Source organism: Burkholderia sp. Bp9031, assembly GCF_003857965.1.
GTDB lineage: Bacteria > Pseudomonadota > Gammaproteobacteria > Burkholderiales > Burkholderiaceae > Burkholderia > Burkholderia ambifaria_A.
Map to the genome: position 1 here is coordinate 306645 of NZ_QTPW01000003.1, position 16314 is coordinate 322958.

Consider the following 16314-nt stretch of genomic DNA (forward strand, 5'->3'; position numbering starts at 1 on the left):
AACAAGATGGACAACATGTACAACTCGATTGGCCTGATGCGCTTCGCGAAGGTGGCGGCCGCGAGCACCCTGCTCGCGACGCTGCTCGCCGCGTGCGCGGTGGGGCCCGACTACAAGCGCCCGGATGTGTCGACGCCCGCGGCGTTCAAGGAAGCGCCGACGCTCGCGGCCGGCGAACAGGCCGGCACGTGGAAGACCGCCGAACCGGCCGACGGCGAGCATCGCGGCGAATGGTGGAAGGCGTTCGGCGATCCGGTGCTCGACGCGCTCGAGTCGCAGGCGCTCGCCGCCAACCAGAACCTGAAGGCCGCGGCCGCGCGCGTCGAGGAAGCGCGTGCGGCGACCCGCACCGCGCGCTCGCAGTGGTTCCCGCAGGTCGGCGCCGGGTTCGGGCCGACGCGCGAGGGGCTGTCGTCGGCGTCGCAGTTCCAGCCGCAGGGCACGGGCCCGACCACCGCGACGCTGTGGCGCGCACAGGGCACGGTGTCCTACGAGGCCGACCTGTTCGGCCGCGTGAGCCGCAACGTCGAGGCGTCGCGTGCCGACCAGGCGCAGAGCGAAGCGCTGTTCCGCTCGGTGCAGCTCGCGCTGCAGGCGGACGTCGCGCAGAACTACTTCGAATTGCGCCAGCTCGACTCGGATCAGGACCTGTACCGTCGCACGGTCGAACTGCGTGACCAGGCGCTGAAGCTCGTGCAGCGCCGCTTCAACGAAGGCGACATCAGCGAACTCGACGTGTCGCGTGCGAAGAACGAGTTGGCGACCGCGCAGGCCGATGCGGTCGGCGTCGCGCGCCGCCGCGCGGCGTCCGAGCATGCGCTCGCGATCCTGCTCGGCAAGGCGCCTGCGGACTTCGCGTTCAAGGAGACGCCGATCGTGCCGGTCGCGGTGAAGATCCCCGCGGGCCTGCCGTCCGCGCTGCTCGAACGGCGCCCGGACGTGTCGGCGGCCGAGCGTGCGATGGCGGCCGCGAATGCGCGGATCGGTCTCGCGAAGTCGGCGTACTTCCCCAAGCTCGATATCACGGGTGCGTTCGGGTATGAGGCGTCGACGCTCGGCAACCTGTTCCTGTGGTCGAGCCGCACGTTCCTGCTCGGGCCGTTCGCCGGTACCGCGCTGACGCTGCCGCTGTTCGACGGCGGACGGCGTGCGGCCGGCGTGCAGCAGGCGCGCGCGCAGTACGACGAGCAGGTCGCGAACTACCGGCAGCAGGTGCTCGTCGCGTTCCGCGAGGTCGAGGACAATCTCGCCGATCTGCGTCTGCTCGACGACCAGATTCGCGCACAGGATGCGGCGGTCAATGCGTCGCGCCGGGCGGCGACGTTGTCGCGTACGCAGTATCAGGAAGGCGAAGTGGCCTATCTCGACGTGATCGACAGCGAGCGCTCGGTGCTGCAGTCGCAATTGCAGGCGAACCAGCTGACCGGTGCGCAGGCGGTGTCGACCGTGAACCTGATTCGTGCGCTGGGCGGCGGTTGGGGGGCGGCGCCGGTGGCGGTCGGCGATGCGGCGACGGGCCAGGCGGAGGTGGCTGCGCGCTGAGCGTGAACGGCGGCGATTCGTCGCCCCGGCCGTCGGTCGCGAATCGAAGCCCCCGGCATGCAGGCTCAGGCCTGCGTGACCGGGGGTTTTTCATGGAGCGTCGGGCTGATATCGCAACTAACGGTCAATCTCGTGCAGCACCGGCGAACGGTGCGTGCGGCGGTGCCCCGCCGCACGCACCCGTGGGAACGTCGGCGAGCGGAAACCACGCGCACCGTCGGGCGGCGCGTCTGGCACGCGATCGGATTCCAGATCGCTGGTGACGTGCCTGATCCCGCTGAGCGCGTGGTGGCTCGACGTGTCGCTGCCGCAGGCGTTCCGCTACGATGCGGTGCCGATCGTGTTCTTCCCGATCTTCACGTTCGCGTGCAACGGGTCGTTCGACAGCGTGTTCGGATTGCCGGATGCGGTGACGCGCAAGGCCGAGCCGGTCGCGTAACGGATAGGAAAACGAATCGACACGGGCCAGCCCGCATCGTTTCGTTTCGGAAGAGAGGGGGGTAACGGGCGGCGCGCATGCCGCCCGCGAGCCGCGCGTGAACCTTACGCGGCGACGAACTCGTGCACGTAACGGTTGAACACCGCGGGGCTCGCCGCGTTCATCCCGTGCGACGCACCGGCGACGGTCTGCCGTTGTGCATCGCCGATCCACTGCGACAGCGTGTCGACGTTGTTGCGGAACATCTTCGGGCTGCGCTGGCCGTCGATCAGCAGCGTGCGGCATGCGATATCCGATGCCGTGTGCTGCGAATAGGCGGGCAGCGGATCGCGCAGCTGCTTCGGCAGCGTGCTTGCGTTGTCGATCGCCATCGTGCGAAAGCGCGACGTGCTCTTCTTCCATGCGCCGGGCAGGCTCACCGAATCGACGAACATCTCGAGGCCGGTTTCGACTTCGCCTTGACCGATCAGGTTCACGGCCTTCGTGCGCAGTGCGATCGCGGCAGCCGGCAGCGCGGCTTCGCGCACGCCCGGCTGCTGCTGCAGCGGGCCGCCCGGATCGGCGAGCGTGAGCGTGTCGACGAGCTGCGGATGCTGGCGTGCGACGTTGAACGCGATGCTGCCGCCACGCGAATGGCCGACCAGATGCACGGGGCCGAGATCGAGCGCGTCGATGAATTCGGCGAGCTCGTCGACGTGGTTCTGCCAGCTGAACTCGTCCTGGATGCCCGCTTCGACGGCCGGCCAGTAGTGGCTCAGGCTTGGTGCGATGCAGCGGTAGTGCGCCGACAGCGAGGCGAGTTGCGGATCCCAGTAACGGTAGTCGCACAACGATCCGTGCACGAACACCATCGGCGCGCCGCTGCCCCGCTCGACATACGGCAGGCTGATGCCCGACGAAAGCGTCGCAAATTGCAGGTCGGGGTTCGCGAGCACCGAAGGCTCGATTCGCATGTTCATGGCTGAAAGACTCAAAGGTGCGTCAACACGACGCAACTATGCATCACGGCGACCTGCAAGGAAAACGCATAATTTTCATCGTCACGATCAATTTTATTGATGGCTCGGCTGAAAACCCTTGTCGGGGCGTGGTGATGTGTCGAATCTTTCAATCATCCGACGATTGATTTCTCGGTTGAAAACGCGTGCGAATGCCTGCGCACACGCGCATCGGGGCGCGAGGAAAAAGGGGAGAAAGGGAGAAAGAAGGGCCGCCGAACGCGGCCCGCCCGTCACCGCACCGCCAGCGCGGGCGCGGTCTGAAGCTCGACGGGAAGGTCGTTGTCGGCGGCGAACTGCATCGCGAAGTCGAACGCATCCGCACACACGTCGCGCAATTCGTCCGACACGACCAGGCATTTGACGCCGCCGTCGACGACCGGCATCGCGAGCCGCGACAGCGCGCACGGATAGCCGGGCCGCCGTTCGCCGACGAACAGCGTGATGACGCCCGCGAGCCGTTCGGGCCAGTCGCTCGGGCGGAAGGTCTTCTGCGCGCGGGTCACGCCGCGGATCAGGTGGCCGCGGGGTTGGCCCATGAGGCGGTCGTGTTCGGTGATGTCGATGCGATCCATGCTGATGTGCGTATCCTCGTTCGCGTCATTCGCCGCCGTCGGCGGCAGCGTCGCCGCGCGCGGGAATCCGCAGGTTGCGCAGCTTGTGATAGAGCGTCTTCTTCGGCATGCCGAGTGCGACGCTTGCGTCCGCAACGTTGCCGTTGTGACGCCGCAGCATGTCCTCGATCAGCATCCGCTCGAAATACGCGAGCTGCTCCGCGAGCGTGCCGCCCGTCGCGGGTGCGCCGCCCGACGACAGCAGGCTGTCGCCGGTCAGGCCGAGCACGAAGCGGTCGGCCACGTTCTGCAGTTCGCGCACGTTGCCGGGCCATGCATGCGTCATCAGTTCGGACACCTGCGCAGCCGTGACGATGGGTGCCGGCTGTCCGAAGCGCCGCGCGGCCGCGAGCACGAAATGCTCGAACAGCAGCGGCACATCCTCGCGCCGCTCGCGCAGCGGCGGCAGCTCGATCTGCGCGACGTTGAGCCGATACAGCAAGTCGGCGCGGAAGCGTCCGTCGGCCGCGAGCTCGGCGAGATCGGCCTTCGACGCGGCGACGACACGGCAGTCGACCGGAATCAGCTCGTTCGCGCCGAGCCGCTCGACCACGCGCTCCTGCAGCACGCGCAGCATCTTGATCTGCAGCGGAATCGGCATCGTCTCGATCTCGTCGAGGAACAGCGTGCCGCCGTGCGCCCATTCGATCTTGCCGATGCGCTTCTTGATCGCGCCGGTGAATGCGCCGGCCTCATGGCCGAACAGCTCGCTCTCGAAGACCTGCTCGGGCAGGCCGCCGCAGTTCAGCGCGACGAAATGCGCATCGCGCCGTCCGCCGAAGTCGTGCAGGCTGCGCGCGATCAGTTCCTTGCCGGTGCCCGTCTCGCCGGTGATCAGCACCGACACCGACGTATCGGCGAGGCGCAGGATCTTCTTGCGCACGTCGGCCATCGCGGGCGACTTGCCGAGCACGAACGCCTCGATGCCCTGCCAGTTGTTGAGCGCCGCGCGCAGCCCCTGCACCTCGAGCGTGAGCCGGCGCTTTTCGACCGCGCGCGCGACGCGGCCGGCGATCACGTCCGACGAAAACGGCTTCTCGATGAAGTCGTACGCGCCGTCCTGCATCGCGCCGACGGCCGTCGAGATGTCGGCGTGGCCGCTGATCAGCACGACCGGGATCTGCGCATCGACGGTCATCACGCGCTCGAGCAGCTGCAGCCCGTCGATGCCCGGCATCCGCACGTCCGACACGATCACGATGGGCGCGCCGGGCGCGACGTGCGCGAGCGCGTCGGCGGCCGACGCGAACGCGTCGACCGGGAACCCGGCGAGCGCGACGGCCTGCTCGACGCCGATCCGGACGTTTTCATCGTCCTCGACGACCAGCACGCGAATCTCATCTTCCATGCTCTGTCCTTTGTTGCGGCGTCGCCGCCGCGAATTCGATGGTGAACTGCGCGCCGCCTGCGTCGCGGTTCGTCGCGGCGATCTTCGCGCCGAACGCCTCGACGATGCGGGACGTGATCGCGAGGCCGAGCCCGAGGCCCTGGCCGCGCGGCTTGGTGGTGACGAACGGCTCGAACAGGTGCGGCAGCACCTCGGGCGCGATGCCGGCGCCGCTGTCGGCGATGGTGAAGCGCACGCGACCGGCTTCGTCCGCATCGTCCGAATCGTCGGATTCGTCCGCCTTGGCGGCTTCGATGACGATGCGCCGCACGGGCGCGTCGTGCACCGCGTCGAGCGCGTTGCCGAGCAGGTTCACGATCACCTGCTGCAGCTGGCTCGATTCGGCGGACACCGTCGTGCCCGGCACGATGTTCACGTCGAGCTGCACGCTTTCGTCGCGGATCCGCGCATCGTAGATGAGCCGCGCATGCGCGACGGCCTCGTTCAGCGACACGGCGACGCGCTCGACGTCGGGCTTGCGCGCGAAGGTCTTCAGCTCGCCGGTGAGCACGGCCATGCTGTCGACGAGCTTGCCGATTCGTTCGAGATTGGCGTACGCCGGTGCCGGCTGGCCGCGCTCGAAGAACGTGCGCGCGTTGTCGCACAGCGTGCGGATCGCGACGAGCGGCTGGTTCAGCTCGTGCGTGAGGCCGGCCGCCATCTGCCCGAGCACCGCGAGCTTGCCCGCATGCACGACTTCCTGCTGCGAATCGCGCAGCCGCTGCTCGGTGCGTTCGCGTTCGACGATCTCGCGCTGCATCTGCTCGTTCGCGGCCGTCAGCGCAGCGGTGCGCTGCGCGACGGTCAGCTCGAGCCGGTCGTTCGCGCGGCGCAGCGCGTCCTGCGCGTTCAGCCGCGCGACGATCGCCCGGCGGCGCTGGATCGCGTAGCCGACCAGCAGTGCGGCGATCAGAAACGCGCCGGTGACGAACACGAACGCGGTCTGTTGCTGGCGCCGCGCGCCGGCGATGTCGAGCAGCACCATCAGCGAATCGCCAGCCTGCGGTGCGGGGCGCGACATCACGAGATAGCGCGTGTTGCGGCCGGTGTGACGCGGGTCGGGGAACGTGCCGAACCACGCGGCAGCGCTGCGGTCGCCGATGTGGCGGTACGGCAGCACGTCGACCGTGCGGCCCGCGTATTGCCGCGACGCCTGGATGTCGCGCTGCTGCTGCGCGGTGATCGGGCGCAGCGCGGTGAATTTCCACGCCGGCTCGGTCGAGATCACGACCACGCCGTTGCCGTCGACTACCATCGCCGCGACGCCCGGCGCGCGCCACGCGGATTCGAGCGGGTCGACGCTGATCTTCACTGCCGCCGCGCCGATCGGCACGCCGCCGTCGCGCACCGCGCTCGCGAAGTAGACGCCCGGCACGCCGGTATTGGTGCCGATCCCGAAGAAGCGGCCGCTGCCGTGCGCGAGGGCGTCCTTGAAGTACGGCCGGTATGACACGTTCGTGCCGACGAAGCTGATCGTCTCGTTCCAGTTGCTGGCGGCGATCACTTCTCCGCGCAGGTCGATCACGTCGACGGCGCCGCTGCCTGCGTCGCGGTTCACGGCCTCGAGATACGTGTTCACCGTGTGAGCGAGCGCGGTGCGGTCCTGCGGCGCGGCCTTCAGCAGCGCGCGCACGCCATCCTGTCGCGCGACCAGGCCGGGCAGGATCTCGAAACGGCCGAGCTCGCTCTTCAGGCTCGACGCATACAAGTCGAGCCGGTGCGCGCCGGTTTCCTCGAGCGCGTCGATCGCGCGTTCCCACGCGAAATCGACCGCCGCGCCCGCCACGCCGACATACAGCACGGCGGCCGACGCCCAGCCCCACCACGGGATTCCCTTGAAGCTCTTCTGCACGTTCGCCCTCATCGAAGCCCGCAACCGGCCGTCCGCAACCGGCCGTCCGCAACCGGCCGTCCGCAACCAACCTTTCGCGACCGGCCCTCCGCAATCGCCCCGCTGGAACGACGCGCGCCGCGCGCCGGCAGAGCCGGCGGCGGCGCGTGCGAAGCAGCCTGCGCGACGGTGCGCGCGGCCGCGCATCATCCGAAGTGCGCGACCAGGATCAGCGTTACCGTGACGACGATCGCGCCGCCGATGCGCGTCGCGATCTGCGCGAACGGCATCAGCTGCATCCGGTTCGCGGCGGTCAGGATCGCGACGTCGCCGGTGCCGCCTTGCCCGCTGTGGCAGGCGTTCACGATTGCGGTGTCGATAGGGTACATCTTCAGCAGGCGGCCGACCACGAAACCGGTGCCCATCAGCGTCGCGACGGTCGACACGATCGTGACGACGTTGACGATCGTGAAGGCGGCGGTCAGCTTGTCCCACGGCGTCATGGCGACGCCGATCGCGAACAGCAGCGGATACGTGACGGCGGTCGAGAAGAACTTGTAGACGACGAATGCGCCTTCCTGCAGCGGCGGCGACACGGCGCGCGCGAGCTTCACCAGCACTGCGAGGAACAGCATCGCGACCGGCGCGGGCAGGCCGAACAGCTTGTGTGCCATCAGGCCGACGAGGTACAGCGTGATCGCCGTGATGCCGGCGCCCGCGATGTGCGTGACGTCGACGTGGCCGCGGATCTCTTCGTTTTCCGGCGTCATGTCGCCGTTTTCGCCGACCTGCAGGCGGCCGTTGCCGGTCAGGTGCGGCAGGCGCTTGCCGAGCATGTCGAGCGCGCCCGACAGGATGATCGCGGTCAGGCTGCCGAGCATCACCGGCGGCAGCACCATCGCGAACATCTCGCCTTGCGGCAGGTGCATCAGTTCCGAATAGCCGATCGACAGCGGAATCGCGCCTTCGCCGACGCCGCCCGCCATGATCGGCACGACGATGTACAGCAGCGTGTGGCGCGCGCCGAGGCCGAGCGCGGTGCCGACCGCCGTGCCGACGATCGCGGCCGCGACCGAGCCGGCGGCGAGCGGGATGAAGATCTTCACGAAGCCCTGGATCAGCACGCGCCGGTCCATGCTCAGGATGCTGCCGACGATGATCGACGCGATGAACAGGTACAGGAAGTTCGTCGACTTCGTGAACTCGACGGTGAGGTTCAGCACCGGCTTCGGCAGCACGTGGTAGTAGGTGAGCGCCGACGGCACGAAGGTCGCGAAGATCGCGGCCGCGCCGATGTTGCGCAGGAGCGGCAGGCGCTTGCCGAGTTCCGCGCATGTGAAGCCGAAGAACGCCAGCACGGCGATCGCCATCGAAATCTCGCCGGGCACCTTGCCCGTGACCGCGAAGCCGACGATCAGCCCGAACAGGATCACGTAGACCGGCAGCGGGATGATGCCGATGCGGATTTCCATCAGCTTCCACCAGCCTTCCGGCCAGAAGCGTTCGCGCGTAGCGGGACCGGCCTCGGAAATCGGCTCCGGACTGGATTGGGTATGGATAGATGTCTGCAAGACGTGTCTCCTGATGTTGGAATGCCAGCATGGCTTCGCGGCATCGTGTGCCGTCTATTACGCAACCCCCGTGCCAGAAATCCGGTCTGCCGGAATATTTTTAATTCTTTGATTCATAAGGGATTTGTGTCGTCTGATGAAATGGCTTCAGCCCAGGCTGGCCGAGATTTCGGAATCCGCCCGGCGCACAGGCCGAGATTTCGGCCGGGCGGCCGGGCGGCCGGCCCTGATCGCGTGCCATATCGCCGCGCGCGATTTTCTTCGCACAATCGCTTCGTAGACCGCCTTCCCGCCGCTCTCTATCATCGGCTGATCCTTTTCCGATGCGACGACGACTGTCCGGAGAACGCCCGCGCGTTCGCCGCGGCGTCGCTCATCCGTCGATACCGTCTTTGGACAGGAGAGTGGTCCCATGCTGCATGCCGTTTTTTCCGCCCCCTTTTCCGCCAGCCGTGTCGTAAGGCTCATCCGGCCGGCCCGGCTGCTGACGGCCGCGCTGCTCGCGGTGTTGCTCGGCGTCGCGCTGCCGGGCGGCGCGCGCGCCGACACCGCGCCGCTGAAGGTCGGCATCTCGACGAGCCCGCAGATCGAAGCGCTGAAGATCGCCGCGAAGGAGGCGAAGGCGCAGGGGCTCGACGTGCGGATCGTCGAGTTCACCGACTGGAATACGCCCAACGCGGCGCTCGCGAACAAGGACATCGACGTCAACTACTTCCAGCACATCCCGTTTCTCGAGAACGCGAAGAAGCAGGGCGGCTACGACTTCGTGTCGATCGCACCGGGCACGATCATGAAGATCGGCCTCTATTCGAAGAAGGTGAAACGTTTCGCCGAGCTGAAGGACGGCGCGCGCGTCGCGATCGCGAACGATCCGGTGAACGGCGGGCGCGGGCTGTTGCTGCTGCAGCGCGCGGGCCTCATCACGCTGAAGCCGGGTGCCGACTACCGCGCGACGACGCACGACATCGTGTCCAACCCGAAGCACCTGAAGATCATTCCGCTCGAGGCGTCGCAGCTCGCGCGCTCGCTCGACGACGTCGACCTCGCGCAGGGCTACCCGAGCTTCATCAAGCTTGCCGGCACGGCCGACCCGAACAGCGCGCTGCTGTTCGACGGCACCGAGAACAAGAATTTCGCGATCCAGTGGGTCGTGCGGCCCGAGAGCGTGAACGATCCGCGCATCCGCCAGTTCATCGCGATCTACCAGCACTCGCCCGCGGTGCGCCGTGCGCTCGACAACGCGTTCGGCTCGCTGTACGCGATCGCGTGGTGACGGAGGCGACATGACGACGGCGAACCGCAAGAAGATCCTGCTCAACGCGTTCAACATGAATTGCGTCGGGCACATCAACCACGGTCTGTGGACGCATCCGCGCGACCGCTCCGCGCACTACACCGATCTCGACTACTGGGCCGATCTCGCGAAGACGCTCGAACGCGGCAAGTTCGACGGGATCTTTCTCGCGGACATCGTTGGCGTGTACGACGTGTTCGGCGGTGGCCCGGATGCCGCGCTGCGCGAATCGGTGCAGGTGCCCGTCAACGATCCGCTGCTGCTCGTGCCCGCGATGGCGCAGGTCACGCAACATCTCGGCTTCGGCGTGACCGCGAACCTGACCTACGAACCGCCTTACCTGTTCGCGCGCCGGATGTCGACGCTCGACCACCTGACGAAGGGGCGCGTCGGCTGGAACATCGTGACCGGCTATCTCGACAGCGCCGCACGCGGAATGGGCCTCGCGCAGCAGATCGGTCACGACGACCGCTACGAACGCGCGGACGACTACATGGACGTCGTCTACAAGCTGTGGGAACGGAGCTGGGACGACGACGCGGTGATCCGCGACACGCAGGCGCGCGTGTTCGCGCAACCGGGCAAGGTGCGGCGCGTGAAGCACGACGGGCCGTTCTATTCGATCGATGCGATCCACCTGAGCGAACCGTCGCTGCAGCGCACGCCGGTGCTGTACCAGGCCGGTTCGTCCGCGCGCGGCGTCGAGTTCGCGGGGCGGCATGCGGAGTGCGTGTTCGTGAACGGGCAGAGCAAGGCTGCTGCGCGCGCGGCGGCGCTCGACATCCGCGCGGCCGCCGTGCGGCAGGGGCGCGATCCGGCGTCGATCAAGATCTTCGCGGGCGTGAGTGTCGTGACGGCGGAGACCGAGCGGCTCGCGCGCGAGAAGTTCGACGAATACCGGCGCTACGCGAGCCCCGAAGCCGGCCTCGCGCATTTCGCGAGCTCGACCGGCATCGACTTCGCGAAGTACGGCCTCGACGAACCGATCTCGTACGTGAAGACCGATTCGATCCAGTCGGCCGTCGACGCGATCTCGCGCAAGAGCACGACCGGCACGTGGACCGTGCGCCGGATGCTCGAACAGATGTCGCTCGGCGGCCGCTACGCGCCGATCGTCGGTTCGCCGTCGCAGGTCGCCGACGAACTGCAGTCGTGGATCGACGAGACGGGCATCGACGGCTTCAACCTGACGCGCACCGTGATGCCCGAGTCGTTCGAGGATTTCGTCGACTGGGTCGTGCCCGAGCTGCAGAACCGCGGCATCTACAAGGAAGACTACGATCCCGCGCCGACGCTGCGCGAGAAACTGTTCGGCGCCGGTGCACGGCTGCCGGCCTGGCATACGGGCGCGCAGCACCGGCTGCCCGCCGTGCCGGCAACGGAACCCGCGCATCCCGCGCATGCATGAACGTGACGGAGCGAAGCGATGACGCAACTGTTCGATACGCTGGGTTTCATCGAGACGTCCGCCGTGCGGGCTGGCGCCGGTGTCGGCGCAGAGGAGCATGAGTCGCATGACGTAGCGGCCGCGCCGGCCGACGGCGCCGCCGTGTCGCTCGCACACGTCGGCAAGGTATTCGCGACGCCGCGCGGCCAGGCCGCCGCGCTGCGCGACGTGACGCTCGACGTGCGGCGCGGCGAAGTGTTCGGAATCATCGGTCGCAGCGGCGCCGGCAAGTCGACGCTGCTGCGGCTCGTCAACGGCCTCGAGCGCCCGAGTTCGGGCAGCGTGCGCGTGCAGGGTATCGACGTCGGCACGCTCGACGAGGACGGGCTCGTCGCGCTGCGCCGCCGCACCGGGATGGTGTTTCAGCATTTCAACCTGCTGTCGGCGAAGACGGTGTTCGAGAACGTCGCGCTGCCGCTGAAGATCGCCGGCGTGCCGAAGGCCGAGCGCACGCGCAGGGTCGATGCGCTGCTCGATCTCGTCGGGCTCGCCGCGAAGCGCGATGCGTATCCGGCGAGCCTGTCGGGCGGCCAGAAGCAGCGCGTCGGCATCGCGCGGGCGCTGGTGCACGATCCGGAGGTGCTGCTGTGCGACGAGGCGACGTCGGCGCTCGATCCCGAGACGACCCAGTCGATCCTCGCACTGCTCGCCGACATCAACCGCCGTCTCGGGCTGACGATCGTGCTGATCACGCACGAGATGGAAGTGATCCGCGCGGTATGCGACACGGTCGCGGTGATCGAACAGGGCGAGGTCGTCGAAACGGGCCCGGTGTGGCGCGTGTTCGGCGATCCGCGCCACGGCGCGACGCGCGCGCTGCTCAGCACGCTCGTGCACGACCTGCCGGCCGAACTGGCCGCGCGCGTGCAGCCGTTGCCCGAAGAGGCCGCGCTGCCGGACGGTGCACAGGTCGTGCTCGACATCCGCTATACGGGCGAAAGCGGCGGCGAGCCGGACGTCGGCGCGCTCGCGGCGGCGCTCGGCGGCTCGGTGCGCTTCCTGCACGGCGGCATCGAGCGGATTCAGGGGCATGCGCAGGGGCGGCTCGTGATTGCTGCCGCGCCGCGCGCGGATGAACCCGGGCAGGCGCCGGCACGCGGCGGCGCGGTCGCCGCGTTGCTCGAACGCGCGCGCCGCCATGCGAATCGCGCGGAGGTGCTCGGCTATGTTTGAGCTCTGGTGGCCCGAACTGCTCGACGCGATCCGCGACACGCTGTCGATGGTCGCCGCGTCGGCCGCGGTTGCTGCGCTGATCGGCATCCCGCTCGCGGTGATCCTCGTGACGACCGCGCCCGGCGGCATCTACGCGCGGCGCGGCGTGAACGCCGTGCTCGGCGCGCTCGTCAACGTGTTCCGCTCGACCCCGTTCATCATCTTGCTCGTCGCGCTGCTGCCGTTCACACGCGTGCTGATCGGCACGACGATCGGCGTGTGGGCGGCCGTCGTGCCGCTGTCGATCGCCGCGATCCCGTTCTTCGCGCGGATTGCCGAAGTGAGCCTGCGCGAAGTCGATCGCGGGCTGATCGAGGCCGCGCTCGCGATGGGCGCGAAACGCCGCCATATCGTATGGCACGTGCTGCTGCCGGAGGCGCTGCCCGGCATGCTTGGCGGCTTCACGATCACCGTCGTCGCGCTGATCGGCTCGACCGCGATGGCGGGCGCCGTCGGTGCGGGCGGGCTCGGCGATCTCGCGATCCGCTACGGCTACCAGCGCTTCGACACCACCGTGATGGCAACCGTGATCGTGATCCTGATCGCACTCGTATCGGCCGTGCAGATCACGGGCGACCGCCTGGTCCGACGCGTGACCCGGCGTACCTGAGCGGTGCCACGAGCGCCGGCTCCCTTCCTTCAAGACCCTGAGAGAACGATACCCATGACCTTGCCCATCGGCGCACCGCGCGACTGGAACGGACAATTCGAGGAAGCGCTGTTTCTGGACGTGGCGCGACGCCATCGTCCCGGCTTTCCGGCCAAGCTCGCGACGCCGCCGCGCGAACCGCGCGGCGAAGACGAACTGGCCGCCGTCGCCGACTACTACACGAAGATGGCGTCGCACGACCTGTTCATCGTGCAGGTCGTCGCGAAGGCGATCGACACGCTGTTCCGCGACGATCCGCATTTCCAGCTGATCCTGTCGCGCCAGCTCGGCGACGACGGCGCGCATGCGGCGATCGGCCGCGAGCGCGTGACCGAACTGACGGGACGCGATCCGCTGCCGGAGGTCGAGCGGCTCGTTGGCGCGCACTGGGCACGCATCGGCGACATCGCGGTGCGCGACGTCGCGGGCTTCCTCGCGTTCGAATGGCATTACGAGCTGCACATCCTCGCGAAGCTGTGGATTCAGCGCAAGACCGGCCGCATCGCCGACGGTGCGATGCGCGAGCACGGCGAAAACCGGATCCGTCCGGACGAGGAGTGGCATCGCGTGCAGATCGTCCGGTGGTGGTTCGACACGTTGAAGGCGCTGCCGACCGCCGAGCGTGACGCGCTGATCGACCGCGTGATCGCGGCCGACGAGGAAACGCAGATACGGCTCGACGGCTACTTGCATGACGAATACGCGCATACCGCGCACGTGTTCGGTGCGGATATCGACGAATACCGCGCGATCTACGACGACTGGCGGCGCGAGATCCTGTCGCGGCTGACTGGCCGCAGGCTCCCTGCGCTGGTGCCGCTGTCCGGCGAAGTCGTTGCGCACGCAACTATTGCGCAGGAAGCCGTCGCATGAACGATCCCCGCGGCCCGGCGACGTTTGCGCCGGATCCCGATGCACGTGCGATCGACGCCGATGCACTGACGCATGCGCTCGACGCGCTGCGCGCGACGGCGGCCGCGCGCGACCGCGCGGGCGGTCACGCGGCCGACGCGAAGCAGCGGCTCGCCGATGCGGGCCTGCTGACGCTCGCGGTGCCGCGCGAATTCGGCGGACAGGAAGCCGCATGGCCGGCGATCTACGACACGATCCGGCGGATCGCGCGCGTCGACAGCGCGCTCGCGCATCTGGTCGGGTTTCAGGTCCTGCAGGTCGTGAGCGTCGACGTATGGGGCAGCGCGGCGCAGCGCGAACGCTATCTGCGCGGCACGGTCGAGCATCGCTGGTGGTGGGGCAATGCGGTCAATCCGCTCGACACGCGGCTGGTGGCGACCGCGACGCCGGACGGCGGCTATCGACTCGACGGCGTGAAGGGCTTCTGCTCGGGCACGCGTGGTTCGCAGCGGATGACCGTGTCCGCGCACGATCCGGAAACGGGGCGCGCCGTGTTCGGCGTGGTGCCGACCGATCGTGACGGAATGACGGTCGACGAGGACTGGGATCCGATCGGCCAGCGCCAGACCGACAGCGGCAGCGTGCGCTTCGACGGCGTGACGCTCGCGCCGGACGATGTACTGCACCGGTCGGAGACGCCGCCGACGCCGCGCGCGACGCTGCGCACGCTGGTGTCGCAGCTCGTGCTGACGAACCTGTTCGTCGGGCTTGCGGAGGGCGCGCTGGCCGAGGCGCGCGACTACGTGCTGAAGCACGGCCGGCCGTGGATCCACTCGGGTGTCGCGCGGGCGAGCGACGATCCGTACACGCTGCAGCGCTTCGGCGACATGCGCGTGCAGGCGGTCGCGGCGGCATCGCTGGCCGACCGCGCGGCCGTCGAGTTGCAGCGCGCATGGACGCGGCGCGAAGCGTTGACGGCCGGCGAACGGGCCGAGGTGGCGCTCGCCGTGTCGGACGCGAAGATCGTCGCGCAGCGCGCGGCGCTCGCCAACGGCGAGGCGCTGTTCGATGCGTGCGGCGCCCGCGCGACGGCTGCATCGCTCGGCCTCGATCGCTTCTGGCGGAATGCACGCACGCATACGCTGCACGATCCGCTCGACTATCGGCTGCGCGACGTCGGCCGGTTTGCGCTGACCGGGGAGTTGCCGCCGGCGTCGCTCTATACGTGACGGTGGCCCAGGACGATCATCCAGTCGTCACGCCATCGGCGCCGCCGCGCCGGTGGCCGGCTTTCCGCGTCAGGAGGCTGCTCCCTGACGCGTCGCCGCTGCGGGTGGATTACCTGCGGTAGCCGACACCGGCAGCGAAGGCGACCATGGATGCGCTGCTCGCCACCGGCCGGTCGGCACGATGGCTGGTGGGGGCCCGAGCGCCGGAAGCATCGGTTCTTCGTTCGCCGTGCATTACTGCGCTGGCGACGCGTCCGCCAGTGCCCGCATCGCGTCCGCCGTCTCCGGATTCGCCGGGAAAAACGCCTCGATCGCGAGCTCCGACAGCGTGACGTCGACCGGCGTGCCGAACACCGTCGTCGTGCTGAAGAACGTCAGCTCGCCGGCCGCTGTGCGCAGCCGCAGCGGCACCGCGATGTCCGCATAGTCGGTGCGTGCAAGCGTGTCGTCGGGCTGCCCGGCCGGCGCTGGATACGCGGCGAGTTCGTCGCGCAATGCGTGCAGCGTGCGGTCGCCGCTCGCGTCGATCTGCCGTTGCAGCCGATGCAGGATGTGCGCGCGCCATTCGTGCCAGTTGACGATCTGCGACGCGAGGCCGTCCGGATGCAGGCTCAGGCGCAGCACGTTGACGGGTGGCTGCAGCAGCGCCGGATCGGCCTGCGCGACCAGTGCGCCGAGCATCCGGTTCGCGGCGAGCAGCGTCCAGTGGCGATCCACGGCGAGCGCCGGGTAGGGCTCGTGGCCGCGCAGCACGGCCTCGACCGCGTGGCGCGCCGCATCGAGCTGCGGATCGGAGAACGGCCGCTCGCGAAACAGCGGCGCATAGCCGGCCGCGACGAGCAGCGCATTGCGCTCGCGCAGCGGCACGTCGAGGCGCTCCGCGAGATGCAGCACCATGTCGCGGCTCGGCTGTGCGCGGCCCGATTCGACGAAGCTCAGGTGCCGCGCGGACACCTCCGCTTCCAGCGCAAGCGCCATCTGGCTCAGGCGCCGGCGTTGACGCCAGGTGCGCAGCAGCGGGCCGATGCCGGCCGCGCGGCCGGCGGACGGGGGGAGCGAATGGAGGGCGGCGGTCGAGTTCATGGTCACGATGATAGGCAATCCCGCGCGCGCCGGGCATTACCTGCGAGGTAAGCATTCCGCACCGGCGCGCGTCGCCGAATCCGCCGGCCGCCCCCGAGGCGTCCTTCCACCCCCGCATTTCGTTCCCGGACGCTCTCCGGCGCTGCGTTACCATAGCCTCCGTGCC

The 16314-nt window shown here is 68.7% G+C and carries 13 protein-coding genes and 1 pseudogene; 8 read left to right on the forward strand and 6 right to left on the reverse strand.

Features of this window, described 5'->3' with window-relative positions; all coding sequences use genetic code 11:
- Positions 1-6 precede the first annotated feature (6 nt).
- The gene (gene opcM, locus DIE15_RS06495; RefSeq protein WP_057925728.1) at positions 7-1542 is read left to right on the forward strand and encodes a multidrug efflux transporter outer membrane subunit OpcM; all 1536 of its coding nucleotides are present in this window, start codon (positions 7-9) and stop codon (positions 1540-1542) included.
- Positions 1543-1725: 183 nt separating this feature from the next.
- A pseudogene (locus DIE15_RS06500) lies at positions 1726-1981 on the forward strand (chlorhexidine efflux transporter); the annotation flags it as partial.
- A gap of 104 nt (positions 1982-2085) precedes the next feature.
- On the opposite strand, the gene DIE15_RS06505 reads toward DIE15_RS06500, so the two are convergent.
- The 5 genes from DIE15_RS06505 to DIE15_RS06525 all read right to left on the reverse strand — a co-directional run bounded on the left by DIE15_RS06505 (position 2086) and on the right by DIE15_RS06525 (position 8382).
- Positions 2086-2940 (reverse strand): alpha/beta fold hydrolase, encoded by an 855-nt coding sequence (locus tag DIE15_RS06505; protein ID WP_124832698.1) that lies wholly within the window; start codon positions 2938-2940, stop codon positions 2086-2088.
- Positions 2941-3212: 272 nt separating this feature from the next.
- Positions 3213-3554, reverse strand: coding sequence for a DUF3579 domain-containing protein (locus tag DIE15_RS06510; protein WP_057925680.1), 342 nt, complete (start codon positions 3552-3554; stop codon positions 3213-3215).
- A 25-nt stretch (positions 3555-3579) separates the two neighbouring features.
- Positions 3580-4941, reverse strand: coding sequence for a sigma-54 dependent transcriptional regulator (locus tag DIE15_RS06515; RefSeq protein WP_124832699.1), 1362 nt, complete (start codon positions 4939-4941; stop codon positions 3580-3582).
- Positions 4931-6844 (reverse strand): ATP-binding protein, encoded by a 1914-nt coding sequence (locus DIE15_RS06520; protein WP_124832700.1) that lies wholly within the window; start codon positions 6842-6844, stop codon positions 4931-4933. The genes DIE15_RS06515 and DIE15_RS06520 overlap by 11 nt, the downstream gene beginning before the upstream one ends.
- 173 nt (positions 6845-7017) lie before the next feature.
- Positions 7018-8382, reverse strand: coding sequence for a 2-hydroxycarboxylate transporter family protein (locus DIE15_RS06525; RefSeq protein ID WP_057925683.1), 1365 nt, complete (start codon positions 8380-8382; stop codon positions 7018-7020).
- 412 nt (positions 8383-8794) lie between these two features.
- Between DIE15_RS06525 and DIE15_RS06530 the strand changes: the two genes are divergently transcribed.
- The 6 genes from DIE15_RS06530 to DIE15_RS06555 are packed head-to-tail and all read left to right on the forward strand — an operon-like array spanning position 8795 to position 15065.
- Complete coding sequence (locus DIE15_RS06530) at positions 8795-9655, forward strand: MetQ/NlpA family ABC transporter substrate-binding protein (RefSeq protein ID WP_057925684.1); 861 nt, start codon at positions 8795-8797, stop codon at positions 9653-9655.
- A gap of 10 nt (positions 9656-9665) precedes the next feature.
- Entirely contained in the window at positions 9666-11084 is a 1419-nt protein-coding gene (locus DIE15_RS06535) for an LLM class flavin-dependent oxidoreductase (protein ID WP_057925685.1), read from the forward strand.
- A gap of 18 nt (positions 11085-11102) precedes the next feature.
- Entirely contained in the window at positions 11103-12296 is a 1194-nt protein-coding gene (locus DIE15_RS06540; protein WP_124832701.1) for a methionine ABC transporter ATP-binding protein, read from the forward strand.
- The gene (locus DIE15_RS06545; RefSeq protein ID WP_057925687.1) at positions 12289-12945 is read left to right on the forward strand and encodes a methionine ABC transporter permease; all 657 of its coding nucleotides are present in this window, start codon (positions 12289-12291) and stop codon (positions 12943-12945) included. Before DIE15_RS06540 ends, DIE15_RS06545 begins: the two co-directional genes overlap by 8 nt.
- A 54-nt stretch (positions 12946-12999) precedes the next feature.
- The gene (locus tag DIE15_RS06550) at positions 13000-13857 is read left to right on the forward strand and encodes a hypothetical protein (RefSeq protein WP_124832702.1); all 858 of its coding nucleotides are present in this window, start codon (positions 13000-13002) and stop codon (positions 13855-13857) included.
- Positions 13854-15065 (forward strand): acyl-CoA dehydrogenase family protein, encoded by a 1212-nt coding sequence (locus tag DIE15_RS06555; protein ID WP_057925689.1) that lies wholly within the window; start codon positions 13854-13856, stop codon positions 15063-15065. The genes DIE15_RS06550 and DIE15_RS06555 overlap by 4 nt, the downstream gene beginning before the upstream one ends.
- Before the next feature lie 234 nt (positions 15066-15299).
- Here the strand turns inward: DIE15_RS06555 and DIE15_RS06560 are convergent, their stop codons facing one another.
- Entirely contained in the window at positions 15300-16148 is an 849-nt protein-coding gene (locus DIE15_RS06560) for a helix-turn-helix domain-containing protein (protein ID WP_124832703.1), read from the reverse strand.
- Between the last annotated feature and the right edge of the window lie 166 nt (positions 16149-16314).